General features: G+C 70.5%; 29 protein-coding genes and 1 pseudogene. 15 read left to right on the forward strand and 15 right to left on the reverse strand.

Annotation, left to right across the window (positions count from 1 at the left end):
• Positions 1-106 precede the first annotated feature (106 nt).
• On the reverse strand, positions 107-1192 hold the full coding sequence (locus ACGFI7_RS24875) for a tyrosine-type recombinase/integrase (protein ID WP_393408667.1): 1086 nt from the start codon (positions 1190-1192) through the stop codon (positions 107-109).
• Positions 1193-1314: 122 nt separating this feature from the next.
• Here ACGFI7_RS24875 and ACGFI7_RS24880 point away from each other — a divergent pair, with 122 nt between their 5' ends.
• A complete protein-coding gene (locus tag ACGFI7_RS24880; RefSeq protein WP_393408669.1) occupies positions 1315-2676 on the forward strand; it encodes a hypothetical protein in 1362 nt (453 codons plus the stop codon).
• 53 nt (positions 2677-2729) lie between these two features.
• Here the strand turns inward: ACGFI7_RS24880 and ACGFI7_RS24885 are convergent, their stop codons facing one another.
• Positions 2730-2888 (reverse strand): hypothetical protein, encoded by a 159-nt coding sequence (locus ACGFI7_RS24885; RefSeq protein WP_393408671.1) that lies wholly within the window; start codon positions 2886-2888, stop codon positions 2730-2732.
• 344 nt (positions 2889-3232) lie between these two features.
• On the opposite strand from ACGFI7_RS24885, the gene ACGFI7_RS24890 reads away from it, so the two are divergent.
• Positions 3233-3889, forward strand: a complete 657-nt coding sequence (locus ACGFI7_RS24890) for a DUF6461 domain-containing protein (protein WP_393408673.1) — start codon at positions 3233-3235, stop codon at positions 3887-3889.
• 95 nt (positions 3890-3984) lie between these two features.
• Here the strand turns inward: ACGFI7_RS24890 and ACGFI7_RS24895 are convergent, their stop codons facing one another.
• Positions 3985-4500, reverse strand: a complete 516-nt coding sequence (locus tag ACGFI7_RS24895) for an Atu1372/SO_1960 family protein (RefSeq protein WP_393408675.1) — start codon at positions 4498-4500, stop codon at positions 3985-3987.
• Between the two features lie 128 nt (positions 4501-4628).
• Positions 4629-5309, reverse strand: a complete 681-nt coding sequence (locus tag ACGFI7_RS24900; RefSeq protein ID WP_393408678.1) for an NADPH-dependent F420 reductase — start codon at positions 5307-5309, stop codon at positions 4629-4631.
• 153 nt (positions 5310-5462) lie between these two features.
• Between ACGFI7_RS24900 and ACGFI7_RS24905 the strand changes: the two genes are divergently transcribed.
• Positions 5463-5804 (forward strand): ArsR/SmtB family transcription factor, encoded by a 342-nt coding sequence (locus tag ACGFI7_RS24905; protein WP_393408680.1) that lies wholly within the window; start codon positions 5463-5465, stop codon positions 5802-5804.
• A gap of 602 nt (positions 5805-6406) precedes the next feature.
• Here the strand turns inward: ACGFI7_RS24905 and ACGFI7_RS24910 are convergent.
• A complete protein-coding gene (locus tag ACGFI7_RS24910) occupies positions 6407-7207 on the reverse strand; it encodes an alpha/beta fold hydrolase (protein WP_393408683.1) in 801 nt (266 codons plus the stop codon).
• Positions 7208-7278: 71 nt separating this feature from the next.
• Between ACGFI7_RS24910 and ACGFI7_RS24915 the strand changes: the two genes are divergently transcribed.
• Entirely contained in the window at positions 7279-7926 is a 648-nt protein-coding gene (locus ACGFI7_RS24915; protein WP_393408685.1) for a winged helix-turn-helix transcriptional regulator, read from the forward strand.
• A 172-nt stretch (positions 7927-8098) separates the two neighbouring features.
• Positions 8099-9322, forward strand: coding sequence for a hypothetical protein (locus ACGFI7_RS24920; protein WP_393408687.1), 1224 nt, complete (start codon positions 8099-8101; stop codon positions 9320-9322).
• A gap of 259 nt (positions 9323-9581) precedes the next feature.
• Here ACGFI7_RS24920 and ACGFI7_RS24925 read toward each other — a convergent pair whose 3' ends face one another.
• Entirely contained in the window at positions 9582-10313 is a 732-nt protein-coding gene (locus tag ACGFI7_RS24925) for an alpha/beta fold hydrolase (protein ID WP_393408689.1), read from the reverse strand.
• Positions 10314-10397: 84 nt separating this feature from the next.
• Here ACGFI7_RS24925 and ACGFI7_RS24930 point away from each other — a divergent pair, with 84 nt between their 5' ends.
• Positions 10398-11345 carry a helix-turn-helix transcriptional regulator gene (locus tag ACGFI7_RS24930; RefSeq protein ID WP_393408691.1) on the forward strand — a complete coding sequence of 316 codons (948 nt, stop codon included), beginning with the start codon at positions 10398-10400 and terminating at the stop codon, positions 11343-11345.
• A 10-nt stretch (positions 11346-11355) separates the two neighbouring features.
• Here ACGFI7_RS24930 and ACGFI7_RS24935 read toward each other — a convergent pair whose 3' ends face one another.
• Together ACGFI7_RS24935 and ACGFI7_RS24940 are read right to left on the reverse strand one after the other, a co-directional pair.
• The gene (locus ACGFI7_RS24935; protein ID WP_393408693.1) at positions 11356-12126 is read right to left on the reverse strand and encodes a MerR family transcriptional regulator; all 771 of its coding nucleotides are present in this window, start codon (positions 12124-12126) and stop codon (positions 11356-11358) included.
• A 19-nt stretch (positions 12127-12145) separates the two neighbouring features.
• Positions 12146-12937 (reverse strand): alpha/beta fold hydrolase, encoded by a 792-nt coding sequence (locus tag ACGFI7_RS24940; RefSeq protein ID WP_393408696.1) that lies wholly within the window; start codon positions 12935-12937, stop codon positions 12146-12148.
• A 131-nt stretch (positions 12938-13068) separates the two neighbouring features.
• Here ACGFI7_RS24940 and ACGFI7_RS24945 point away from each other — a divergent pair, with 131 nt between their 5' ends.
• Positions 13069-14076, forward strand: coding sequence for an RNA polymerase subunit sigma-70 (locus ACGFI7_RS24945; protein WP_393408699.1), 1008 nt, complete (start codon positions 13069-13071; stop codon positions 14074-14076).
• A gap of 61 nt (positions 14077-14137) precedes the next feature.
• Here the strand turns inward: ACGFI7_RS24945 and ACGFI7_RS24950 are convergent, their stop codons facing one another.
• Entirely contained in the window at positions 14138-14266 is a 129-nt protein-coding gene (locus ACGFI7_RS24950) for a hypothetical protein (RefSeq protein WP_393408702.1), read from the reverse strand.
• Positions 14267-14715: 449 nt separating this feature from the next.
• On the reverse strand, positions 14716-15144 hold the full coding sequence (locus ACGFI7_RS24955) for a RidA family protein (RefSeq protein WP_393408704.1): 429 nt from the start codon (positions 15142-15144) through the stop codon (positions 14716-14718).
• A gap of 655 nt (positions 15145-15799) precedes the next feature.
• Between ACGFI7_RS24955 and ACGFI7_RS24960 the strand changes: the two genes are divergently transcribed.
• The 3 genes and pseudogenes from ACGFI7_RS24960 to ACGFI7_RS24970 all read left to right on the forward strand — a co-directional run bounded on the left by ACGFI7_RS24960 (position 15800) and on the right by ACGFI7_RS24970 (position 17421).
• Entirely contained in the window at positions 15800-16030 is a 231-nt protein-coding gene (locus tag ACGFI7_RS24960) for a hypothetical protein (protein WP_393408706.1), read from the forward strand.
• A 125-nt stretch (positions 16031-16155) separates the two neighbouring features.
• Positions 16156-16734: pseudogene (locus ACGFI7_RS24965) on the forward strand (DUF4158 domain-containing protein).
• Positions 16735-17022: 288 nt separating this feature from the next.
• Positions 17023-17421 carry an MmcQ/YjbR family DNA-binding protein gene (locus ACGFI7_RS24970; RefSeq protein ID WP_219537622.1) on the forward strand — a complete coding sequence of 133 codons (399 nt, stop codon included), beginning with the start codon at positions 17023-17025 and terminating at the stop codon, positions 17419-17421.
• Between the two features lie 129 nt (positions 17422-17550).
• Here the strand turns inward: ACGFI7_RS24970 and ACGFI7_RS24975 are convergent, their stop codons facing one another.
• The 3 genes from ACGFI7_RS24975 to ACGFI7_RS24985 are packed head-to-tail and all read right to left on the reverse strand — an operon-like array spanning position 17551 to position 19188.
• Positions 17551-17799, reverse strand: a complete 249-nt coding sequence (locus tag ACGFI7_RS24975) for a trypsin-like serine protease (RefSeq protein WP_393408709.1) — start codon at positions 17797-17799, stop codon at positions 17551-17553.
• 56 nt (positions 17800-17855) lie between these two features.
• A complete protein-coding gene (locus ACGFI7_RS24980; RefSeq protein ID WP_393408712.1) occupies positions 17856-18620 on the reverse strand; it encodes a DinB family protein in 765 nt (254 codons plus the stop codon).
• Positions 18610-19188, reverse strand: a complete 579-nt coding sequence (locus tag ACGFI7_RS24985) for a hypothetical protein (RefSeq protein WP_393408715.1) — start codon at positions 19186-19188, stop codon at positions 18610-18612. The genes ACGFI7_RS24980 and ACGFI7_RS24985 overlap by 11 nt, the downstream gene beginning before the upstream one ends.
• 95 nt (positions 19189-19283) lie before the next feature.
• Here ACGFI7_RS24985 and ACGFI7_RS24990 point away from each other — a divergent pair, with 95 nt between their 5' ends.
• Positions 19284-19622 carry a recombinase family protein gene (locus ACGFI7_RS24990; protein WP_393408717.1) on the forward strand — a complete coding sequence of 113 codons (339 nt, stop codon included), beginning with the start codon at positions 19284-19286 and terminating at the stop codon, positions 19620-19622.
• Positions 19603-19707 (forward strand): helix-turn-helix domain-containing protein, encoded by a 105-nt coding sequence (locus ACGFI7_RS24995; RefSeq protein WP_393408719.1) that lies wholly within the window; start codon positions 19603-19605, stop codon positions 19705-19707. Before ACGFI7_RS24990 ends, ACGFI7_RS24995 begins: the two co-directional genes overlap by 20 nt.
• A 215-nt stretch (positions 19708-19922) precedes the next feature.
• Here ACGFI7_RS24995 and ACGFI7_RS25000 read toward each other — a convergent pair whose 3' ends face one another.
• The gene (locus ACGFI7_RS25000; RefSeq protein ID WP_393408722.1) at positions 19923-20576 is read right to left on the reverse strand and encodes a TetR/AcrR family transcriptional regulator; all 654 of its coding nucleotides are present in this window, start codon (positions 20574-20576) and stop codon (positions 19923-19925) included.
• A 116-nt stretch (positions 20577-20692) separates the two neighbouring features.
• Between ACGFI7_RS25000 and ACGFI7_RS25005 the strand changes: the two genes are divergently transcribed.
• Positions 20693-21580 (forward strand): NmrA/HSCARG family protein, encoded by an 888-nt coding sequence (locus ACGFI7_RS25005; RefSeq protein ID WP_393408724.1) that lies wholly within the window; start codon positions 20693-20695, stop codon positions 21578-21580.
• A gap of 26 nt (positions 21581-21606) precedes the next feature.
• Here ACGFI7_RS25005 and ACGFI7_RS25010 read toward each other — a convergent pair whose 3' ends face one another.
• Positions 21607-22341 (reverse strand): TetR/AcrR family transcriptional regulator, encoded by a 735-nt coding sequence (locus tag ACGFI7_RS25010; protein WP_393408727.1) that lies wholly within the window; start codon positions 22339-22341, stop codon positions 21607-21609.
• A 95-nt stretch (positions 22342-22436) separates the two neighbouring features.
• On the opposite strand from ACGFI7_RS25010, the gene ACGFI7_RS25015 reads away from it, so the two are divergent.
• On the forward strand, positions 22437-23126 hold the full coding sequence (locus tag ACGFI7_RS25015) for a GNAT family N-acetyltransferase (protein ID WP_393408730.1): 690 nt from the start codon (positions 22437-22439) through the stop codon (positions 23124-23126).
• Between the two features lie 93 nt (positions 23127-23219).
• On the forward strand, positions 23220-24527 hold the full coding sequence (locus ACGFI7_RS25020) for an aspartate aminotransferase family protein (RefSeq protein ID WP_393408732.1): 1308 nt from the start codon (positions 23220-23222) through the stop codon (positions 24525-24527).
• Positions 24528-24544: the final 17 nt, after the last annotated feature.

Consider the following 24544-nt stretch of genomic DNA (forward strand, 5'->3'; position numbering starts at 1 on the left):
CCACCTGTCCGCCCCCCGGTCGATGGCTCGCCGATCGATGCGACCGGGATCGCCGGCGGACCGAGGCCGGGTCCGGCGTCGCTCGTCCCAGTGCGGTGGCGGCCGCTCAGCCGGGTGGGTCGGGCAGGAGGGGCGCGGCGGTGGGGACGCGGAGTCGTTCCACGGCGTCGCGTGCTTCTTCGTCGGGGCGTACGTCGTAGCGGAGGGTGGTGCTGGGGCTGGCGTGGCCGGCCAAGCGGGCGGTCATGATCGCGTCTGCTTGCGGCAGAAGGTTGGAGATGAAGGTGCGGCGCAGGTCGTGGGGTCGCACGGGGGCGGTGGCGGCCTGTTCTGTGCGTTTGGCGAGGATGTCGCGTACCGCCTGTGGGTTCATCTGCCAGGGGCGGCCGTCCGGGGTGGTGCGTACGGCGCCGCCACGGGTCAGGCGGGGGAACAGCGGGCCGCGGTGGGTGCCGCGGCGGGCGAGCCAGGCTTCCAGGCGGCGTGCGGCGAAGGTGTTGACGGGGATGCGGCGTTGTTTGTCGCCTTTGCCGATGACGGTGAGCAGGCGGCGGGCGCGGTCGTAGTCGGCGTACTGCAGGGCGACCAGTTCGGCGCGGCGCAGGCCGCAGGCGTCCAGTACGGCGATGACGGCGGCGTCGCGCAGTCCGGCGCCGGTGGGTGCGCCGGCGGGGGAGCGGTCGGCGTCGCATGCGGCGATGAGGGCGCCGATGACGGTGTCGGGGATGTGCTGGCCGGCTGGTTCGCGGTGGCCGGTGAACGGGGCCAGGGCGACGGCCCGCTGGTGGTCGTCGGTGCTGAGCAGGCCGAGTTTCCAGGCTTCCTTGAGTACGCCGCGCAGGCCGGCCAGGTGCTTGTTGCGGTAGGCGGGGGACCAGTCCATCTGGTCGATCTGTTCGCGGATCCAGGCGGTGTGCTCGTAGCGCAGGTGGTGCCAGGGCTGGCCTTGGCCGGTGATGGCAGCGTCGTCGAGGCGGTCGCCGGTGAGCATGCGGGTGATGTGGTCGAGGCAGATCCGCATGGTGCGGCGGGAGTCGGCGCTGCCCAGGCGGCCCAGGTAGAGCAGGTAGGGGTCGCGGGCGGGCGCGGCGGCTACGGGCGTCTGTCCGATGGTGGACGGGGCCGAGCCGGGGAAGGCGGCCGGGGGGAGTGGGCGGGGCCCGGGCTGAGGGGCCGTGTCAGGCTCGATCACGCAACACACTCTAGCAGAAATGATCTTTGAGAACTTCACTTCTCAGTGATCATTCAAGAAACGCATAGGCGGAATGCGAAACTTCAGGTTTGTATCGCATGTGCCGATGCTAAATTGATCGCGTGACGGAGATCAGCGCGACACCGGGCGAAGAGCTGCCGATGCCGCAGATGGAGTCCGCCGAGGGGCGTGGGCAGGTCCAGACTTCGGCCGAGGCGGGCACCGGAGAGGACGCGGAGCCGGCGCGGGGCGGACGCGGACACAGTCGTGACTGTCTCGCCGTTCACACCGACGACGTGCTGCGCCGGTGCGCCCGGCCCGGCTGCGGCCGTGCCAAGCCCGGACGCGAGCCCGGAAAGGGCGGCCGTCCCAGTAAGTACTGCTGCAAGCTGTGCGGCAACGAGGCCAGCCGCGCCGCCGATAACGCCCCGGCGGCGCTGGCCACGCACACGGCGGTCAGCGTCTTCACCGCCGAGGCCGGTCAGATCCGCGCGGCTCTGCAGCAGCGCGACGCCCAGCTGGCCGCGGAACGCGAGGACCTGCAGCGGCTGAGCGAGCGGCTGGAGCAGGTAGGCGACGCCATCGCCGCCCAGCTGGCCCAGGCCGAGACCCGCGCGCAGCTGGCCGAAGCCGATGCCGAGCAGGCCCGCGCCGCGATGCGCGCCGCCCACGCCGACCGTCAGACAGCCGAACAGGAACGGGACGCGGCCCTGCACGCCCAGAGGGAAGCCCTCGACGCCCAGCACGAGGCCGAGCAGCACCGCGACCGCATCCACACCGAAGCCCGCGCCCACGCCGAACGCCTCGGCGTCCAGATCGGCAACCTCACCACCCGGCTGGACGACGAGCGACTCCTCACCGCACGCCAGGCAGAGCAGCTCAGCGGCCTGGCCGCCGACCTGTCACGCGCCCAGGACCTGGCCGAGGAACGCGCCACGGCGCTGGCCGAACGCGACCGTCAGCTGCACCAGGCCGGCGCCGACGTCCGACGGCTGAACGACACCCTCGAACAGACCAGCGCTCACCTGGCCACCACCCGCCGGCAACTCCAGCAGGCCGACCTGGCCGTCGAGCAGGCCCGCGCCGAAGCCCGCGCGGCCCGTGACGCCTTCGCCGACGGTCAGCGCCGCTTCGAAGAGGACCGCGTCCGGCTACGGGCCCAGTTCGACCAGGCACGCCTCGGCCAAGCCACCGCCGAGGCCCGTCTCGACATGGCCGAACGCGAACTGCGGACCATGCGCCGCCAACTCGCCGCGGCCCAGGCGGCCACCGGTCTGGTGGTGCCACCACTGGCCGACGTCGAAGGACTGCCCGGCGTGCGGCTGCCCGGAAACACCGTCGACGCGGTAACCCTCCACGACGGCGTGGTGCGGCTGCATCACGCCGACGGCGTCATTCCCCTCGGCGGTCCCTCCCAGTCCCCGGGGCAGGCCCGTGCGCTGAGCGCCGCCCTCCAGGCAGTTGCCGCATCCCCACCTGAGTAGTCGTGTGGGCTCGGTTGTCATGCCCCGAGTCCCACACCGATTCCTGTCTTGGGTTAGGCAAGGCGCCACCACTCGCGCGGGCTCGGCAACCAGCGCAGATAGTCCAGCTCTTCCTGGGCGGCCGCCTCCAGCCCGGATGCGGCGACGGTGCGGCGCGCATGGGCGTCGAGACTGCCCTGGTGAATACCACGAAAGACCTCGAGGACCGCCACGTCGTCGGGCTCGGGACGGAATTCGAGGCGGCCCGGACCCCTTACCGGCGATCACCCGTCCGCGTAAGTCGGGGCGGGACGCCTCGACGCCGGTGTCCACCACGGCGACCTGCACTCCTGCCCCCTTCGTGATCCGGTGCACCGCCTGGATGTCCAGCGCGCGCAGGTGCCACTGGGCCTGGCGAACGGTGTCGGCCCGGGCCGGCGCCGCAGTCACTACCGCGCCCGTCACGCCTGCCAGAAGCGCTGCGGCAACGGCCGTCATTTCGCGCCACCAGAACCACACGGGCGTCAGGCAGCTCTGCGAACGCTGATTGTCAGTACGGCCTGCCACCATGGCCGCCATGACCGCACCTGATCCTTTAGCTCCGTTCCAGTGGCTCAACACGTCCGAAAGCGGCAACCCACTGGGGGAGATCTTCAGCGTGGCCTTCTTCCGCGGCCTCGACCCGGCAGAGGTGGTGCGCCGCTTCAGCCGTGGCCAGGACTCCGGCCAGGAGTCGGACTTCGACGGACTCGACGACAAAGCGTACGAGTTCGTCGAGGAGACCGATGGCGGGGACGGCGGCGGCTACGTGGGCGTCTTCCAAGCAGGTGAGTGGTGCGTGGCCATCGAGCCCTATGGCTGGAGCGCCACGCTGCCCGAGGTGGTGACCGAGCTGTCGCAGAACTGCGAGGTGCTGGCGATCAACCGGCACGACTATGCCGCCGAGCACCACTTCGAGTACGCGATCGACGGCACGAGAATCATCGGCTACGCGCTGCGGCGCCCCCATGAGCGTTACGGCTCCGACCCCGATCGGCTCAACGCTTTCATGCGGGAGCTGGGCATGGGACTGGACCAGCCCGAGGACGAAGCCGCGAGGGACGCCGCCTGGCAGGACGATTACCACACTGCCATACCAAGGGGCTTCGCCCTGGCGGCGAAGGTCACCGCTGTGCCGTTCACTCCGGACGTGCTCAGCCGTCCGATGCTCGTGGGGCCCATCGCCGAGAGGTGAGCGTCTTGTGGCCGTTCGCCGAAGACCTGCGGTGAGCCCGCTCGAGCTGCACCACCACGGTCAGAGCGGCACGCGGTCGGCCCGGTACGAGGTGGTCACGTGCGTCCGTAGTCGGCCAGGAACAGTGCCAGGGCGACGGTCACACGGCGCAACTCCTCCAGATCGACCCGTTCGTTCGGGGCGTGAGCGGCCGCGTCCTCGCCCTCGGCGCCGAGCCGAAGGCCAGTCTGGTGTGCCGTGTGGGGGCGAAGGCGAGGTCGAACACCTGCGAGGCCCCCGTCCGCGACCTCGGCGTGAGAGGAGAAGGTGGGCGAGCAGGCGATGTGCACGGCCAGCCGCACCACGCCGGCTACGGCCGCGAGCCCGACGGTCGCATGGGTGACTGCCAGCGCGGTGAGCGCCGCCATCGCGGCTGCGGAATGACCTTGAGCGGTCTCGATGTCGTCGCCGAGCCGTCCGGTCACGAGGGGCCGGCCCTGGCGCAGAGGGAGCATGCCGCTGAGGAACAGCAGGTTGTCGGCCCGTATGGCAGGAACGTAGGAGCCCAGAGGCGTCGGCCCTTCAGGGAGCGTCAAGCCTGCGTCGTGCAGGGGTCGCAGGGGGTCGGTCATCGAGCGCTCCGTCCGTTCAGGTAGGTGATCGATTCGGGTGACGCGGTGGACCGGGAAGAAACCCGCCGGTCCACCGCGCTGCCGCACCGCGTTCGTCCGGAGTCCGCGCAGGGCTCCGGCAGCCCGGCTCAGGCGATCAGCGGTCCGATCGTGTGGTCGGCCTGGCCCGGCGTCCACTGCTCCCCGAGCAGCTTGTAGTTCATCCGGGGGAAGAAGTCGTAACGCGCGCCGAGTTCGCCGCTGAGCAGGGTCATGCGTTCCACGGTGCGGGCGTTGCTGAGCCGTCCCGCGTCAAGGTAGCGGAACGGGGTGCCCTCGCCGAGCCGGATGACCTGCTGCTTGGCCTCCTCGTCGTCGGAGACGACGAAGACGTCGCTCAGCGTGCCGTCGAAGTCAGGGGCGTCGAAGACCTCCCACCACACGTTCTTGAACGCGCCTACCACCCTCACCCCAGGCAGCCGCTCGGCGATCTGCTCGGCACCGCTGGTCGTCCAAGGCGTGATGAAGTCGCTGTAGTCATCGTTGAACGGGTTGGTGATGTCGATGAGAATCTTCCCGTCGAGGCTCTCGCGCATCTCCTCAAGCTGGTCGAGCAGTCCATCGCGGATGAAAATGGCCGGCAGGACGATCGGCGCGTCGAGCGCGTCCTGATAGGCGCCCGCCTTCAGGCGGGGATGAGCCAGCTTCTCGGCGATGCCGCCGGCCCGGGCCGGATCGCGGGAGCCGAGGACCACCTCGTGGCCGGCCGCGCTGTAGAGCGCGGCGAGCCGGACCCCCATGCGTCCTGTGCCCAGGATGCCTATCTTCACTGTGGTCACTCCTTTGCCGTTGTGGTGTTCGGTGAGCGGGTGGGCTCACGCGGCCCGTGACGTGGTGCCTTCGTCCGGACAGGTTCAACCGTATCAAGACATCGCAATATTCGAATATAACTATCTACATGTGCGCCCTGCTAGCCTGAGGCTGTGAGCGACGCAGAGCAGACAGTCGACGAAGAGGCGCTGCGCGCCATCGCCAGCTCTACGAGGCTCGACATCCTGCGCTGGATGAAGGACCCGGCGCGCAACTTTGGCCATCAGGAGATCGGCGACTTCGACGTCGAGGGCGTGTGCGTATCGGTGATCCAGGAGCGTGCGGGCCTGTCACAACCGGCTGTGTCCGCGCACTTGAAGGTTCTCTATCAGGCGAAGCTCCTGACCCGCCGGAAGATCGGCCCATGGCACTTCTACAAGCGTGACGAAGAAGCGATCCGGCGCTTCCTCGAGACGTTGACCGACGCGCTACAGCTCTCTCGCCCGAGCCCGTGAAGCCTGGCGCGCGATCGCCCAAGCGTCCGCCACCGGCCCCACGTGTGCGAGCTTGTCTGGGTTGAGCACCGCCCGGATGGCCTGGGGAGATGGCGGTCATCTGGTGCACGATCACGTCCGGGCCCGCCGTGGCCACCGCCTGGCCGACCGAGGCCGCGTTCAACCCGTCCATCAGGGCCGCCTCGGCGCCCAGCCTTCTCCAGCATGCCCAGCTTGGCGGGGCTCGTCGTGGTCGCCGTGACGTGGTGGCCTCTCGCCACGAGCTGGGGCACCAGCCGCTGTCCCACGACACCGGAGCCTCCTGCCACGAAAACCCGCACCCTCATCACCTACCTGTTTTTGAAGTACGCTCGTGATCTGAGACGGGGGAGCGCGAACGTTTGTGACATCGGTTCCCCTGCACCGCGTAGCGGGTGGCGTGATGTGCGGGGCAGAAGGCGTTGACCTCTGCCCGAGCACGTACGCGAACAGGTTCTGAGGCAATACCCGCGACTTCACCCAAGCCCGGCGCAAGCCGGCCGGCGCCGCGGCCGATGCCGTACGGAGCGGGCTGGCCACGCGCATGGCGGCCAACCCGCTCGAACGATAGGCGACCTGCTCGGTCAGGCGCGCAGGAACTCTGTGAGCACGGGGCCGAGGACCTTGGCGTTGACCACGTGCTCGCGCACGTCGAGAGTCCGGCGCTCGGCGTGGGGCAGGCACGCGGCGATCGCGTCGGCGGCCTGACCGAAAAAACCGCCCGGAAGACCTGCCATATGCGGGTCGACGCCCGCCCCGGTCGCCACCAGCACCGGCCGGTCGATCATGGCGAGTCGCGCGACGGGCGGAGGCCCCTCTCCCAGGCAGGCGGCATCGTAGGCCAGCGTGGGCGCGAGATTCAGCAGCGGCGACCACATCGGCGAGCCTTCCGCCCCGGCGATGTCCTGCTCGGACGCGCCGGCCAGCCGCATGAACAGCTTCAGCGCCTCGCCGCGCTCGCCGTCGGCGAGCGTGACGCGCAACTGCCTGACGTACTCCTGCCAGGTCTGGACGGCGGTGTCGCCGATGGCGTAAGGCACGTCGAACACGGCGATCTTGCCTACGGGCAGTCCGGCCGCCGCCGCCTCCAGCGCGAGGGCGCCACCAGAGGACGCGCCGAACAGATGCGCCGGCCCGCCGACCTCGTCGATCAACGCCGCGAGATCCTCGATCTCACGTTCCAGCGCGTACGGCTGCACGTCGCCGCTTCCGGCGCGGCCACGGCGGGCGTAGTTGACGGAGGTGAAGTCTTCGGCCAGTTCCTGGGCCAGCGGCCGGTTCTCCGTCCCGTCGTCCAGCCCGCCGCCCACCAGGACGACGACCGGGCCGCTGCCGGCCCGCTCGTAGACGATCGACGTGCCGTCCCGGGAAATGACCTGGGGCATCGTTTCTCTCCTCGCTCCGACTACACTCCTTACCTAGGAGACGTTACTCCTGAAGAAGGAGAGATAGTAGCGTGGCTGGTTCGCGGAGCTATGGAGATCTGTGTGGCATCGCCCGGGCCCTGGATGCCGTGGGTGAGCGCTGGGCCCTGCTGATGGTGCGCGAGCTGGTGTTCGGCCCCAAACGTTTCGTGGATCTGCATCGCGGGCTGTCCGGGGTGAGTCACAACGTGCTGTCGCAGCGGCTGCGCGAGCTTGAGGACTCCGGCGTGGTCGCGCGACGCGTCCTCGGGCCGCCCGCCGGAGCGCGGGTCTACGAGCTGACGCCGCGCGGACAGGAGCTCGAGCCGGTTCTGCTGGCGCTCGGCCGGTGGGGCAGCACCATCACCCCGGCGAGCACGTCGGCGACCGAGTTGAGCCCGGACGCGCTGGCTTTCGCCCTCAAGACCACGTTCGTCCCCGCCGTGGCGGGCGATCTCTGCGGCCGCTACCGGTTGCGCCTTGCGCAGGACGTCTTCTCCGCAGAAGTAGCCGAAGGACGGCTGCACATCGTCCGCGGCGAGGTTTCCGACGCGGCGGCCACCATCACCTGTGACGTGCGCGTCCTGCAGGACCTGGTCTTCGGCGGGCGGGACCTCGATGCCGCCGTGCATGCCGCGGACGCCGCCGTCACCGGCGACGCATCCTCCCTGCGGCGCTTCCTGCGGTGCTTCGCGTCCTGACCTCGTCAGCGCCTTTTCTGGACAACCGCCGACCAACGTCGAAGAGCTCGCCCCAGGGTCCGCCTGGCCCGTATTCTGGGAGGACTCGTACGTGACCTGCATCGTCTCGTACGCAACGGGCTCGAATTTTTGGTTTTTATTTTCCAGAATTCAATAATGCTAGGCTCCCGCCGTGACGGAGATCGACACTGTGGTGACGCCGTGCAAGCACTGTGGGGCGCCGATCGAGCAGCGGCGGGGGCGGGGCAGGCCGAAGGCGTACTGTCCTGAGGGCGACTGCCAGGCGGCCGCCAAGCGGGAGCGGGAGCTGCGCCGGGCCACGCCCGGGCTCGAAGGGGCGCTGGTCAGGGCCGAGCAGTTGTACGAGCGGATGGAGAGCGGGCTGGCGGCGGCCATCGAACCGCTCGCCCGCGCGCTGGCCGACGAGCTGAGCCCGGCTGGTGTCGAGGCGCGGATCAGTGCGGTGCAGGCCGAGGCCCACACCCGGGTGGCGATCGCGCGTACCGAACGGGAGCAGGCGTTCGAGCAGGTGAGGCTCGCCCGGGAGGCGGCCGAGCACGCCCGGCGGCAGGCCAAGGAGACGCGGGCCCGCATGGAGGAGGCCGAGGCCGAGCGCGACACCGCGCTGGCCGACGCCGAGCGCGCCCGCGAACAGGCGCTGGCCGCCCTGCGGGAGGCGTCCAGCACCGAGCGCCAGGCGCTCCAGGCGGCCGACGAGGCGAGCCGGCGGGCGGAGGCGGCCGAGCAACGGGCCGAGGAAGCGCTGCGCCGGGCCGAGGCGACCGAGCGGGCCCGCGACCAGGCCGTTCAGGAACTGGCTGAGCGGGTGGAGGCGGCCGAGGCCCGAGCCGAGGAGGCGCGGGCGCAGGCCGTACGGGCCAGAGAGGACGCCGGGCGGGCGGAGAAGGAGCGTGACCGCGTGCGCGAGGAGACCGCGGCGGCCCTGCGCGCCCGTGAGCAGGCCGAACGGGACGCCGCCGCGGCGCTCGTCCGGGCGGAGGCGGCGGGGCAGGAACGCGACCGCGCGGTGGCGCGCGCCGAGAACGCGGAGCGCGCGGCCGCGACGGCTGAGCGGGAGCGGGCCATCGCCCTGAACGAGGCCGCGGCGGCCCGGGAGACGGCCGAGCGCGCCCGTACGACGGCCGACGTCGAGGTGGCCCGGGCACGCAAGACGGCCGAGACGGAGACGGCCAAGGCCGAGAAGAGCGCGCGGCGCGAACGGGAGCGCGGCGAGAAAGAGGCCGCGACCGCGGCGCGGGAACGTGACCAGGCGCTGCTGGAGCTGCGGCTGGAACGGTCGAGGGTGGACGACCTGCGTGCCGAGCTGGAGGCGTCCCGGGCCGAGGCCGCGCAGTTGCGGGAACGGGCGGTCGCGGCCGAACTGAGACGGGGCTGAAGGGGGTGCGGGGCCTGACTGTCGTCCGGCCCGACGCTGCTTTGACCGTGACGTCCGGGCCGGAGTTCACGGCTGTGTCGCCAGCCCGACGGGGCAGGCCGTCCTCGCCGCGATGTTCACCGGAGCGGCTCACCTCCCGGAGATCGCCGCGGCGCGACGGCAGGTGTTCGACGACCGCCTCGCCAGGGCCGAGCCCGTGGTCACCCGGGCAGCTCCGGCGATGACGACCGTGAGCACGTCCGCAGCACGACGGCCGGGATCATCGCACGCTGCCGGACCTGGCCGTGTCCGACCCGAGCCGGGCCACCTCGTCCAGCGCCCGGGCCAGCAGCTCCGGCTCGGTGATCATCGGCCAGTGTCCGGCGTCCAGCGTGACCACCTCCAGGCCCGGCATGCTCGGCGGGCGGCCCGGGTCGGCGGCACAGGCGATGTAGGTACGGGGCAGTTCCTGGGCAGCGCGCAGGTCGGCCGGCGCCGGGTCCTGGTAGGTGCCGAGGGGCTGGCCTACGCCGCGGGCCCGCAGCCAGGCGCGGTCCTCAGGGGTGAGCCCGTGGTCGCCGAAGTTGGCGTCGATGACCTCGTCGCTCATCACCGGGATCCGCCCGTCCCGGACGGTTTCCATGATCGCTTCGACGACGGGCGGGGGAGTGATGTCGAACAGGCTCTTGCCCGCCTCGGGCAGGAGCGCGGCGAGGTAGACCAGGCGGGCGATCCGTCCGGGGATCGCGGCGGCGGCGATCGTGGCCGGGGCTCCGCCGTAGGAGTGCGCCACGAGCACCACCTCGCGCAGCCCCGCGTACTCGATCGCGGCCGTGATGTCCTGGGCGTGCGTGGTGAGGGTCGTGTCCGGCGAGCCGAGGTGCGCACGGTCACCGAAACCGGTCAGCGTCAGCGGACGCACCTGGTGGCCGTACGCGGTCAGCAGCGGCGTGACCCGCTCCCAGGCCCAGGCGCCCAGGAACGAACCGCCGACAAGGACGATGGTCGACATCAGGCCGACTCCTTTCGATCGCTCTTTCCAGCGTCAGGCTAGGGAGGATTGTGGACGTTTTCTGCCCTCTTTAGGATCGGGACCGTGTCCCGTCCCGCGACCCGCGTCCTGGCGCTGCTGGAGATCCTTCAGGACCGCGGCCTGGTGTCCGCGGACGAACTGGCCCGGCGCCTGGACGTCGACGCCCGCGCCGTCCGCCGCTACATCACCGCCCTGCGCGACCTGGACATCCCCGTCGAATCCGTACGGGGACGCTACGGTGGCTACCGGCTGGCCCGCGGCGTACGGCTGCCGCCCCTGATGCTCGCCGACGACGAGGCGGTCGCCGTCGCCGTCGCGCTGGCCACCGGCAAGCAGCGCGACCCGGCGGGGGAGCCCGGCCCTGCCGACCGGGCGCTGGTCAAGCTCAACCGCGTCCTGCCCACGCCACTGCGCCGGCGCGTCACCGCGTTGATCGCCGCCACCTCGGCGACGGCGGGCCCGCTGACCCCCGAACCGCACCTGGCCCTGACGCTGGCCGCGGCCGTCCACGCGCGGCGCACCGTCCGCATCGAGCACAGCCGCGGCGCACGCGAGGTGGACCCGTACGGGCTCGTCGTGCACGCGCGCCGCTGGTATCTGGTCGGGCACGACCGTCTCCGCGCCGACATCCGCATGTATCGCCTGGACAGGATCAGCGGCGCCGTCGAAGTGCCCGGCACCTTCACCCCGCCCGAAGGTTTCGACCCCGTCGCCCACGTGCTGCACACGTTGACCCTCGGCGCCTGGACGCACCGTACCGAGGTCTGGCTCGACACCGACCTGCGGACCGCCCGCGACCAGCTGTCGCCCACCTTCGGCGACCTGCACGCCTGCCCCGACGGCGGCGTGCTCCTGGTCAGCGGCGCGGAGAACCTGCCCGCCATGGCGCGCATGCTCACCGGCCTGCCCTGGCCCTTCACCGTCCGCCATCCGCCCGCGCTGGTCACGGCGCTCGCCGAGCACGTCACCGCGCTCACCCAGGCCGTCGCCCGCTCCCGGCCCGTACCGTAGCCGTCGGCGATCATCGATCCACGCGTTCGAGCCTGGTCCAGCCCGTCCAGCCTCGCTGCCGCAGCAGGGCGATCAGCCGCCGGGCGGGCGGCACCGTGGCGAACGCCAGCGTGTCCATGAGCCTGGCCAGCGGCGGCTCGATGCCGGTGTCGTCGACGTAGTCCTCGCCGCGCTCGTCGGCCAGCCGCGTGAGGTAGGCGGCCAGCCTGTCCGCCAGCTCCACCAGCCGCGGGTCGTCGTCGGCCTGGCCGAGCGCCCGGCTCAGGGTGAGGTGGAAGTCGACCAGCTCCGGGTCGTCGAGCTGCTCCCGCTTGCGCGCCACCCACTCCGGGACCCGTTCGGGGGATTGCGCGGCCAGCGGGATCCATCCGTCGCGCTCGGCCTGGACGATCCGCTCGTCGACCCCGAGCTCCCTCAGCCGGTCCAGATACGCGACCACCTCCGGAGGCAGCACCAGGTGATCCCCGGAGGCGAGCCGGGCGATCCGCTCGCGATGCCGCTGCCGCTCGCGGATCTCCGCCCGCAGCCTCCGGTCGATGTCGGCGATGGCCGCGGCGAACTCCTCCTCGCCGGCCCGCAGCAGACTGCGCACCCGCGCCAGCGGGACCCCGGCCTCGGCGAGAGTCCGGATCTTGATCAACTCGACCACGGCGCCGGCGTCATACCTGCGGTAGCCGGAGTGGTCGCGCTCCGGCTCCGGCAGCAGCCCCTTGGCGTGGTAGTGCCGCACCGCGCGGACCGTCACCCCGGCGTACGACGCCAGCTCGCCGATCGTCAGCATCGAATCAGTCTGCCTCGAATCAGTCCGTCTCGAAATCGCGGATGAGCCGGGCGATGTGCCCAGCATGGGTGAAGACCAGTCGATGGTCGGCGTCGAGCCAGGTGGCGGTGATGTGCGGGTGCTCGCGGACGAGCCGCTCGACGCCCGCACGCCAGTTCCGGTTGAAGTCCCGTACGTGTCCCTCGTCGATGTCGCCGGCCATCGAGGTCGACATGATCATGCTGACCGGCCGGTCGATCTTCCTGTACCGGCCGAGGACGCCGGACCTGAACCCGTCGATCTCGAGGTTCAGGTCGAGGATCTCCTGGGCGGTGAGCAGGACCTGACGCGCGGTGCCCCGGTGGGCTTCCTGCTCCGCCGCCAGGTCCTCCCACATGGCGCGGAACTGCGGCAGGAGGTCCTCGGTGACGAACGGTTCCGGCACCGGGTTCGCCCCGTCCACGAGAACGAGCCCGGCGACGGTGCCGGGGTGCTCGGCGGCATAGCGTACGGCCAGATCGGCGCCCAGCGAGTAACCCACCAGCACAGGCGCCGCAGACCTCAGCTCCGCCATCACCGCAGTGAGATCGCCCAGGAACGCATCGAAGGTGTACCGGTCGGCGGCCGGGGCGAGGCCGTGGCCCCGCAGGTCGAAGGTCACCACGTCGTGATCGCGTCTCAGGGCCTCGATCAGTTCGCTCAGGTCGGCCTGGGTGGTGTTGAGGCCTGGGCACAGGACCAGCGGCCGTCCCCGGCCGCCGCGGGACACCGGGATGGTGACGCCGTCGTGGTGGATCGTGAAGTGGCGAATCGCCGTCTTTTCCTGATTCATGCCATCAGGCTGCGGGCTTGACCCTGCGTCAGGGTCAAGCCCGCAGCCTGGCGGCGGCTGCACCGCTCAGAAATCTTCCGCCGCGTCGTCAGTTCTGGCAGCCCCTCGCCACCTGCGGAAGGATTGACAACATGACCGACGCCAGACTGCTGGGCGACGACGAGGCCGCGTTCATCGCCGCGGCCCGCTCGGACGACGCGGCACGGTTCGCGCTCCTCACCGAGCGCTACCGGCGTGAGCTGCAGGTGCACTGCTACCGGATGCTCGCGAACTACGAGGACGCCCAGGACATGACGCAGGAGACGTTCCTGCGGGCGTGGCGCAAGCGGGAGTCGTTCAAGGGCCACGCCGCGGTGCGGACCTGGCTGTACCGGATCGCGACGAACGCCTGCCTCGACTTCCTGGGGAAGCGCAACGACCGCACCCCCGTGCCCGCAGAGCTGCCGGGCGAGGGCTCGGAAGTGCCCTACCTGCAGCCCTACCCGGACCGGATGCTCCCGGAGGACCCGCAGGAATCGGTGGTGGCGCGGGAGACGATCGAGCTGGCGTTCATCGTCGCCGTCCAGCACCTGCCGCCGCGGCAGCGGGCGGCGTTCATCCTGCGCGACGTCCTCGGCTGGCCGGCGTCGAAGACCGCCGACGTTCTGGAGCTGACCGTCGCATCGGTGACCAGCGCACTGCAGCGGGCGCGCGTGACAGTACGCGAGCAACTGCCCGGCCGCCGCCTCGACTGGCGGAACCCTGGCACGCACGGGCTGTCGGACGACGAGCGCGGCGTGGTGAGGTCGTACATGGACGCCCATGAGCGCAACGACCTCGCCGGGCTGACGGCCCTGCTGCGCCACGACCTGCGCTTCGCGATGCTGCCCGAGCCGGGCGCCTTGATCGTCACGGCCGAGGACGCGGTGGACGGCTGGGTCGCCGGTGGGCTCTTCCAGCCCGGCCGCGACGACTGGCGCTGCGTCGCCACGACGGTCAATCTCATGCCGGCCGCCGCGCTGTACCTGCGCGCACCCGGCGACCCGGACCACCGTCTGTTCAACATCGCGGTCCTGCACATCGTCGACGGGAGGATCGTCGAGCTCACCGGATTCGAGGCCACCGGCAAGACCTGGCTGGGCCTGCCCGCGACGCTGTGATCGGACGCGGCCGGCGGGCAGGCCATCCTGCTCGGTCGACGGCTCGCGCGGAACGCGCTCATCACGTTGTCTCGTATCGGGTCAGCATCTCCGCCGGTGTGGCACCCGGCTGCTCGTCGGCGGTCGGCCAGTGGGAGCTCATCGCGTCCCACAGCTTGCGCCCGTACAGCGCCAGGTCCGTCGCGTCCACCCGGTCGAACCACCACTGGAACAGCTCGGCGCCCGGGACGAGTCGGGTCCCTCCCCGCCACTCCAGCCCAGGTCGTCGCCGGGCGCGGCGATGTAGCCGTCCAGGGTCACGTTCATGGCGAAAATCAGTTTCCGCATCATGTCAGCCTCCCTTGGGTCGATCTCACACGTACAGACGGGGGCGGCGCGGAAGGCTAATCGGCACGCGAGCTCACCACCGTTCCCAGTGCAGGACCTCATTGGCGGGATTCGGGGGCGGGCCTGAAGTCGGTGCCGAGGGTGAAGGCCAGTTGCGGGTTGCGCCCGGGCTCAAGCCGTGATCCCGGCCTTTCTCGAGGACACCTTCGAGGCCCTCACGCGCGAGGAGCGCGCCCAGCTGAGCGCGCTCCTCGCCAAGGTCCTGCAGCCCGGGGCCGGCAGCCCCCGACCATGAACCCCGGCAGCCTCGTCTCAGCGTGACTGGCCGGCGGCGGACGGAGGGATGACGGCCATCGCCTCGACCTCGACCAGTTGGTCGGCGTACCCGAGCACGGTCACGCCGAGCAAGGTGCTGGGCACGTCATGGGCTCCCATGTACGCGCGGTAGACCTGCCAGACGGCTCCGAGGTCAGCCTGCCGGGAGGAGGCGACGTAGACGGTGGTCTTGGCGATGTCGGTCAGGGAGGCGCCCGCTCCGCGCAGCGCGGTGACGAGGTTGCGCATCACCTGGTGCGTCTGTTCCACGTAGTCGCCCACGGCGACCGTCTTGCCGTCGGCGTCGAGCGGGCAGGCTCCGGCCACCCAGACGCAGCGCAACGGGGTGTCCGCGACCGAGGCGTAGGCGTACTCGACCGTCTGGGCGAGCTCGATGTCGCGGACCAGCTTGACAGGTGCAGTCATCGATTCTCCTGGGGTGATGGGTCACTGGGGTCGGTTCGGAGGACGCCCGTGGACGGCCACGATCCGATCGAGGGCGCTCCGCGGGACCAGGCGATCATGGGCGCGAAGGCCGCGCCTGCCGCACGACGCATGTCGGCGAAGGCGGCCAGGACGCGAGGGGCGGAGCTGCGGTAGGCGCCTGCCACGTCGTTGGCCGAGTGACCGGGCGGTCCAGGTCGCCGGTTCTCCCTCTCGGATCGCCGGATCGTCGTCTCAGGTGGACGCGGCGATGTGCGCCGGCAGCCTGTTCAGGCTCGCGTCGGCCTGCTGGTGTCGTGACCGGCCGAGGTCACCTCACGCACGTCCTCGAAATGGGCATCTGCTCATGGTTGTGGGCCGCCCCTCGGCTGTCAAAGGTATTAACGAGGGTCCCGGCCTCGCTGCGATGCTCCACACCCTGGTCCGATTCCTCGTCGCCGCCGAGGACGCCTGCTCTTACTCACCGAGACGGGCCGCGCTCCGTATCGAGCCGTCCCGGACGAGATCCAGGCCGACGAGAACCGGACTCCCTGAAGAGGACTCGGATGAGTCGATCCGGTATTTCCCCCCACGGCGGCTGACGTGGTGTCGGGCATTCCGGACCAGCGCGCTCGGGCGCCGGATGACAATGATCATCTTGGCGGCCGGAATCGGCCGGCTCTCCCTGGCTCATGCCGACAGCGGCTATGTCACCAGCGTGCTCGGGCCTACCCTGCTCGTCGCAGCCGGCATCGGGCTGACCTTCCCCGCCCTCATGGCCGCGGCGACCGCCGACGCTCCCGAGGGCGACGCGGGGATCGTCGGCGGCCTGGCCCGAACCGCCGGTCAGGGCCCGGAACTCCTGCAGCTACGGCGAGCCGCAAAGTAGCGGTGAGCTATCTTTCGGGTTCGTCGCGTAGTGGTCGCAAGTAGGTCAATCCCGGCGAAATGGGCGACCTCTTCCTTGATCGTGAGCCATGTCCTGGTGGTGGTCTCGGTCTGGGAGTGGTGGGGATGCGCGCGGAGTGGGAACCGGATGAGCTGATCGGTTCGTGGACGCTGGTCGAGGGTGATTGGAAGCTGATCCGTAACAAGTCGGGCGCGACGCGGTTGGGGTTCGCGTTGTTGCTGAAGTTCTATGAGCTTGAGGGCCGGTTCCCGGACGGTCCGCAGGCGGTTCCGCTGGTCGCGGTCGACTACGTGGCGTCGCTGGTGAAAGTCGACGCCGGGGAGTTCGCGAAGTAGCGGTGGACGGGGCGGACGATCGAGTATCACCGCAAGCAGATCAGGGAGGCGTTCGGGACGCGGCCGGCGACGGAGGAGGATGAGGACCGGTGGGCACGGTGGCTGGCGGAGGAGATGTGCCCGACGGAGACGAGTCGCCAGCGGCTTGCTGAGGCGCTGCGCCGCAGATGCCGGAGCGAGGATGTGGAGCCGCCGACGCCCGGCCAGGTGGAGCGGGTGGTGGGGTCGGGCCTTTCCAAGTTCGAGGTGGCGTTCTCGGAGGGCGTGGTGGGCACGCTGGGGTCGTTCCGGGGCGCGCGGATCGGATGGCCCAGGTCGGCTCGTGGAGCTGATCGTTGTACACGATGATGTCAGCGTGATCGGTCGGGCGGGCTGTCGCGAAGTAGAGCTGTTGGGATGGGATGTAGCGGTGGCGCCAGAACCGTTCGATCTCGGCGGCATCGGCGGATCCGGCCATCGCCATGCTGCGGGTCAGGGCGCGATCTATGGTCTGCTCGAAGTCGACGGACACGAAGATCCGCAGCTCGATCGAGCTGGGCCCGATAGTCCTATGACGTCGGCGCGGCCCCGCCAACCCCGGAGACTCTGATGTGCTGATGTCCTACCCGGCGGGCAGGATGGGCGCGGGAGGTACAGATGAGCGACATCGCGGACGTTCCACCCGCCGTTGTGGGCCGGCTCCGGGTGATCTGCGGGGAGCTGCCCGAGGCGTACGAGGAGCCAGCGTGGATCGGCTTGCGGTGGCGGATTCGCCGGCGGACGTTCCTGCACGTCTACACCACCGACGTGAGGGGGTCGGCGTACATCGATATGGACGATCCGGCCATCCTGATGACCTTCCGGGCGCCGCCCGGGGAGTTGGCCGCGCTGGCGCATGCCGGCCCTCCGTTCTTCCGGGCCGACTGGGGTGTGAATGTCGTGGGAATGGTGCTGGACGACGAGACGGACTGGGTCGAGGTTGCCGAGCTGGTGACGGACAGCTATCGCGTGCAGGCGCCCCGCCGCCTCGCGTTCCGGCTGAAGGCAGGGGGATGAACCGCCGGCTACCTCCCCACGTTGCCGCTTATCCAGGTTCGGTGCTGAGAAACATTCCTATTCACGGTGGGATAGGTCGGGTTGCCGCACTGGCCAGAGATATTTCAGGAGTCGATTCCGATGACGACATCACCCAGTGCCGCATGCTCGGGCCGTCTGGCCGGATTTGCGGGTGCAGTTCATTCCGGGCGTGATCGGCTTCACGAACTGGTAGATGCCTTCGCAGGTCCACCGCGGCGTGACATCGAGGAAGACCTCGCGTCGTTCGTTGGGGAAGCCCGCATTGCTGGTCTTTCCGTAGCCGGTCGTGACTACCTCGCCGGTCGGCACCGCGCCCTGGCTGGGCAGTGCGAGTGCGATGAGGGGCTCCGACAGCAAGATGGGCTGGTCAAGCGCAGGATCGCGAGATCGCCGTCCATTGCCGGGACGCGCCTTCACTCGGTTCGGGCACCGGCCTCGAGCACGGTGAGGTCGCGGACCGCATACCGGTGATGCTCGGCCTCTTCCTTGCACACCACCGTGAGGCAGCGGCGCACGACGTACTCCTTGTCCGGGTAGGGGTCGGCCGGCTTGCGACCACATACCCGGTCGAGCTCGGCCTCGGTGAGCTCGTCGACGACCCGGCGCATTGTGGCCATGCGGGCGAGCCGCGGCGCGAGTACCTCGTCGAGCGTCGGGGTGGCATCGAGGGTGAGCCCGAGCTTCGCCGATGCTTCGGCCGGCATCCCGCCGGCAGGAAGGCCCAACGGGTGGTACGGCGCGTCCTCCTCAAGCACGGCGTTGCCGATCCAGGCATCGCTGGCCATCAGCAGATGCCGCTGCGTCTCGACGAACGACCACTCGCCGTCGACCTGCTCGTGCAGATTCGCCTCGGGTAGGCGCCTGGCGCGGTCGAGCGTCTCCTCCCATTGCTTCTCGATGGCATCCCAAGCGGCCCGGTATTCGGCGGCGGACGTGGCCTCACGGGCCAGCACCCGGTTGGGATGCAGCCGGTCGAGCTCGGCCTCGACGTAGGCGGTCACGTCGACGTCGTTGACAACGACACGCTCGAAGCCGCCACCGAGGGAGACGTTGCCCCCATAGCAGTCCACGATCTTCAGGCCGGTGACGTCGCAATCGCGAATCTCGAGGTCGGAGAGGTCGCACAGGTGGATGCGGGCACCACGGAGCTGGTCACTTTGGGTGTACTCAGCAGGCATCGGGACAGTTTGCCGTATCCGTCCCGCCCGCGCCAGTGAATGGCACAACGTGAAGGTTGCGTGTTGCGTCCGGGTGGGGGAGTGCGGGATCGAGCATCTTGGCGAGCGCTCGACGATCGATCTTGCCCGCGCGGTTGAGAGGCATCTCGTCCAGCCAGACGTAGACGCGTGGAACCATCGGCGCGGGTAGCCAACTACCCAGTTGGCTCGTGAGCAGCTCGTTGGGTCGCCGTTCGCCGACCAGATAGGCGACGATGGCCGCGCCGCCCGGGGTGTCCTCGCGCAACAGTGCCGCCGCGTCGACCACGCCTCGGCGTGCGCGCAGGTTGTGCTCCACCTCGCCGATCTCGACCCGGTACCCACTGATCTTGATCTGGTCGTCGATTCGGCCGACGTACACGTAGTTCCCGTCCGGCTGAAGCCGAACGTTGTCCCCGGTGGCGTACATGCGCTCGCCGGGCCTCTCGGCGAACGGGTCCGGGAGGAACGAGGCCGCCGTGCGGCCGGGATGGCCGAGATAGCCTCTGGCAAGACCGGCGCGCCCTGATCGAAGGGGCCGCGTCCGCATCAATTTTTCGGACGGAGTTTTCTGGACGGCATCGTGGCTGGTCGCTTTCGTGTCCAGAAACGTATACGTTCTTGGACTCGCGAAGGGTGGCGGCGATGACCGTCTGGGCGTACGCGCGGGTCTCCACACGTGATCAGAACCCGCAGCTCCAACTCGATGCCCTGGCGGTCAGTGGCTACGACGAGCTGGTCATGGAAAAGGAGTCCGGCAAGCGTGGCGTGGCCCGACCGGCGTGGGAGGCACTGCTGGCACGGCCGCAGTCCGGCGACACGCTGAAGTTCTGGAAGTCCGACCGATGGGGCCGCTCGGCCGGGCACGTCCTGACCACGATCAACGAGCTCCGCGACCGCAGCATCGCCTGGCAAACAGCACATCGGCCGCCCACGCGTCGTCGGCCCGGCAGAACTGCAGACGTTGCGCCGGCTGGTAGATGACGGCACCTCGGTGACCGAGGCGGCCCGCACGCTGAAGATCTCACGGTCGACGGCATACGCCGCGCTCACCCAGCACGCCCCATAGCGCCGCAAGAATCACAAGCCAGACACCGAGCACGTCGCACCCGGCAGCGTCCGGCGAACGAAGTTTCCAGGACCAAGGGGGCCTCGCCGCCGGATACGAGCTGGTCTTCCTCATGGCGGCCGGGCTCGGCCTGGCCATCGCCGTGGTCAGCGTGCTGCTGCCTCGGCACCGGCGAGGCTGACCGCCGGCGAGGCCGCGGGATCCGCTCGCCGCGATCAGGGCGCGGGAACCACCCGTGACCCGCTGAGCGGCGCACGCGGTGCGTCACCCACTTCTCCTGCGGGGCGCACTCCGGTCAGCGCGAGGATGAGCAGCCGGTCGGCCTGGTCCGCGCCGTCGGGTTCGTGCTCGACGGCCAGGCAGATGGCGTTGACGAGGGTGAACAGATCCATGATCGAGACGTCGGGCCGCACGGCGTTCGCCCGGCGTGCGCGGGCCAGCAGATCCGCCCCGGCGTCGATGATCAACGTGTGGCAGGTGTCACCCAGGACGGAGTCGCCGCCGTCCTGGGCACCCCGCATCAGCGAGGCGGCCAGGCCCCGGTTGGTCACGACGTGCCGGGCGACGGCTCGCAGCCAGGTCGTCAGCGCGTGCCCGGGCTCGGCGCCGGTGGCCAGATCGCCGGCGGTGGCGCACAGGGCCTCGACCTTGTCGCGGAAGACCGCCTCCAGCAGCCGCTGCCGGGACGGGAAGTGGCGGTGCAGGGTGGCCGATCCGACGCCGGCACGCCGGGCGATCTCCTCCAGGGACGCCTCGGCCCCCTCTTCGGAGATGGCCTCGGCGGCCGCGGCCAGGATGCGGTCGTAGTTGCGCCGCGCGTCCGCGCGCATCGGCCGCGCGGACGAGGTCGTACGGCTGTCGAGCGGCATGTGTTCTCCGGCTGGGTTGCAAAACGGGGTGGCCCTCCATATCGTACTCGACCAGAACCGGAGGGCCACCCCACTTAGAGGGTGGCCGCCGCATGCCTACCTTCTGGAGACATACCGTGAAGACCATCGTCGTGATGGGAGCGACCGGCCTGCAGGGCCGGGCCGTGACAGCACACCTGCTCGCCGACGGCTGGCACGTACGGGCGGTGACGCGCGATCCGGACGCCGCGCCGGCCCGCGCGCTGGCCCAGGCGGGCGCCGAGCTCGCCCGCGCCGAGATGGACGACGTCCCCTCGCTCGTCGCCGCCGCCGAAGGCGCCCACGGCCTGTTCAGCGTGCAGCCGACCGTCGGCTCCCCGGGCACCCCGCCCGGCTTCTCCAACGAGGACGAGGTCCGCTGGGGCCGCAACGTCGCCGACGCGGCCCACACCGCCGGCGTGCGCCACCTGGTCTACGCCTCGCTCGCCGGCGCGGGCCGTCACGACACCGAGAAACTGCCGGGCAACACGATCAACAAGTGGCGGATCGAACAGCACATCACCCGGCTGGGCCTGCCCGCGACCTTCCTGCGCCCGGTCTCGTTCATGGAGAACTACACCGGCCCCTACCACCTGCGCGACGGTGCTGTGGCCACCGCGTTCGCCGCCGACGTGCCGCAGCAGATCATGGCCGTCGACGACGTCGGCGCCTTCGCCGCGCTCGCCTTCGGCCGGCCGGGGGAGTGGATCGGCCGCGCGGTCGACCTGGCCGGGGACGAACTGACCCCACGCCGGATCGCCGCGGCCATCTCCGAGGCGGTCGGCCGGTCCTTGCCGTACGTCCAGATCCCGATCGAGGCGATCGCTCAGCTGGGCGAGGAGTTCGCGTACGCCTACACCTGGCTCAACGAACGCGGCTACCGCGCCGATGTCGCCTTCGCCCGCGCCCTGCACCCCGGCCTGATGGACCTGCGCACCTGGCTGCGGCGGACGGGAGCGGCCCAGATCGCCGCCTTCCTAGACTGACCGGCGCATGTCGCGGCCCGGGCCGGTCACCGGGCTGAGCGGGCGATCAGCGCCTCGATGCCGTCCAGCAGGAGGTCGAGGCCGAACCGGAAATCGGCGTCCTCCGTCCAGCCGGTGGAGTCCCCTAGCAGGCCGGAGCGCATCATGGCCGACAGTGCCGGGTACGTCGCGGGGTCCAGGACCTCCGTGAGGATCTCGCCGTACTCGGCGGCTCCCCTGGCGCCGGCCGCGAACTCCTCGCCACCGGCACCGAGCGAGCGGGTGAGTGTGGCGCTGGTGAGGGCGTAGCCGGTCAGGGCCGTGGCGGCGTTGAACTTCTGGCCGTCGTCCAGCCCGGTGCCGGACAGCGCGTCCAGGGCCCGGTCAAGCCAGAGCAGCCGCCGCGGGCCCATGGGCGGGGTGTCCTGGCGCAGGTCCAGCAGCCAGGGCCGGGACAGCAGGAGGTCGCGGGTGAGCCGGGTCCACGTGGCGAGGTAGGCGCGCCAGGACAGGTCCCCGCGTTCGGGTGGTGGGGGCACGGCGCTGTCCGCCATGACGGTCAGGAGTTCGTCCTTGCTGCCGACGTACCGGTAGAGCGCCATCGGAGCGACGCCCACCTGGGCGGCGACGTTGCCCATGGAGACGGCGGCCAGCCCCTCGGTGTCGGCGATCTCGATGGCGGCCGTCGTGATCGTGGCCAGATCCAGGCGCGGCCTCGGGCCTCTGCGCGTGGTGGGTTCGCGGTCCCACATCCGCGCCACGACGGGGGGCAGCTGTGCCATCGAACGTCCTCTCGTGCGGTCGGGATCTGTGTACGTCATATAGGATAGTAATTGTGTATGACGTACAGAGTAAGCTGTACATAGAAGGAGGCGTCATGGAGATCCGCGCGTTCGCACCGAGTGACCGCGCCGAGCTGCGCGAGCTGTTCGGGCGCGTGGGCGAGGGCGCTCCCACGGCGTCGCTGTGGGGGCACGTGGACTCGGAGGCGGCCGTCTACCTGGACCCCTACATGGAGCTGGAGCCGGAGTCGCTCTTCGTCGCCGTCGCCGGGGGCGCCCTGGTGGGCTACCTGACGGGATGCCTCGACAGTGCGAGGTTCCCCGGCGAGGACGAGCGCATGGAGAAGGCGATACGGACTTACCGGCTGGTCTTCCGGCCCAGGCCCGCGGCCTTCTTCGCACGCAGCCTGGCCGATCTGGCGTGGGGCGCGGTCCGCGGGGAGCCTGGCGTCGGCGCGTTCGCCGACGCCAGGTGGCCCGCGCACCTGCACATCAACGTGGCACCCGAGGCGCGAGGGACCGGTGCCGCCGACGGGCTGATGAGCCGGTGGTTCGACCGGCTCAGGAAGGCCGGATCCCCCGGCTGCCACCTGCAGACCCTGGTCGAGAACGCCAGGGCGGTGCGGTTCTTCGAGCGCATGGGCTTCGCCGAGTACGGCCCGGCACCACTGGTGCCCGGTCTCCGGCACGACGGCCGGCGGGTCCACCAGCGGACGATGATCTGGAGCGCCGACCGCGCCGCCGGGGATGCCACGCATGGCAGTCCGACGGCGACCCGTCGATGACGCGGCGGGCGACGGCACCCCGAAGGCGTGGCTTGTGGCGGATCGTACCGGCGATCGAAGATGGATCATCGGGCGGCGAGGGAGAAGGTGGCGATGGACACGACATTCTGGGACGAGGCGGACCGGCTGCTGATCCGCTACGGATCCGGCTTCACCCCACGGGTCATCGAGAGGGCCTCCGGCGTCCATGTCTTCGACCGCCAGGGCACGCCGATCCTCGACTTCACCTCGGGTCAGATGAGCGCCATCCTCGGCCACGCGCACCCCGACATCGTGGCGACGGTGTCGTCCGCGGTGGCGTCGCTGGACCACCTCTTCAGCGGCATGCTCAGCACCCCGGTGGTGGAGCTCGCCGCCAGGCTGACCGCGACCCTGCCCGCCGAGCTGAGCAAGATGATGCTGCTCACCACGGGCGCCGAGGCGAACGAGGCCGCGATCAAGATGGCCAAGCTGGCCACCGGCCGCTACGAGATCGTCTCCTTCGACCGCTCTTGGCACGGCATGACCCAGGGCGCGGCTTCCGCGACCTTCTCGGCCGGGCGGCGCGGCTACGGCCCGCCGGTGCCGGGCAACCTCGCGCTGCCCGCGCCGAACGCCTACCGCTCGCCGTTCCGGTCCGCCGACGGGTCGCACGACTGGGAGAGCGAGCTCGCCTACGGCTTCGCCCTGGTCGACCAGCAGTCGTCCGGCAGTCTCGCCGCCTGTCTGGTCGAGCCCGTCCTGTCGTCGGGCGGGATCATCGAGCTGCCGCCCGGCTATCTGCGCCGCCTGCGGGAGCTGTGTGACGAACGGGGGATGCTGCTCATCCTGGACGAGGCGCAGACCGGGCTCGGTCGTACCGGGACGATGTACGCGTTCGACCGCGACGGCGTCACCCCCGACATCCTGACGCTGTCGAAGACCCTCGGCGCCGGGTTGCCGGTGGCGGCCGTCGTCACGTCCGCCGAGATCGAGCAGACCTGCCACGAGCGGGGGTTCCTCTTCTACACCACGCACGTCTCCGACCCGCTGGCGGCCTCCGTCGCGCTGACGGTCCTCGACGTGATCGAGCGCGAGAACCTCGTCGAGCGCGCCGCCCGCCTGGGCGACCTGCTCGCCGACCGGCTGCGGGCGCTGCGTGACGCGTACGAGGTCGTCGGCGACGTCCGCGGCCGTGGCCTGCTCCAGGGCATCGAGCTCGTACGGGACAAGACGAGCAAGGCCCCCGCCGACGCGCTGGGCAACGCCGTCACCGCGGCCTGCCTGGACCGGGGCCTGCACATGAACATCGTCCAGCTGCCCGGGATGGGAGGCATCTTCCGGATCGCCCCGCCCCTCACGATCAGCGAGGACGACCTGCACGCCGGCGTGGACATCCTGGAGGCGTCGCTCAAGGCGGTGCTGGACGACGCCGCCGGGTGACGGGCGCGGAGCCCGTC

Source organism: Nonomuraea sp. NPDC048826, assembly GCF_043198225.1.
In the GTDB taxonomy this organism is placed as follows: Bacteria; Actinomycetota; Actinomycetes; order Streptosporangiales; family Streptosporangiaceae; genus Nonomuraea.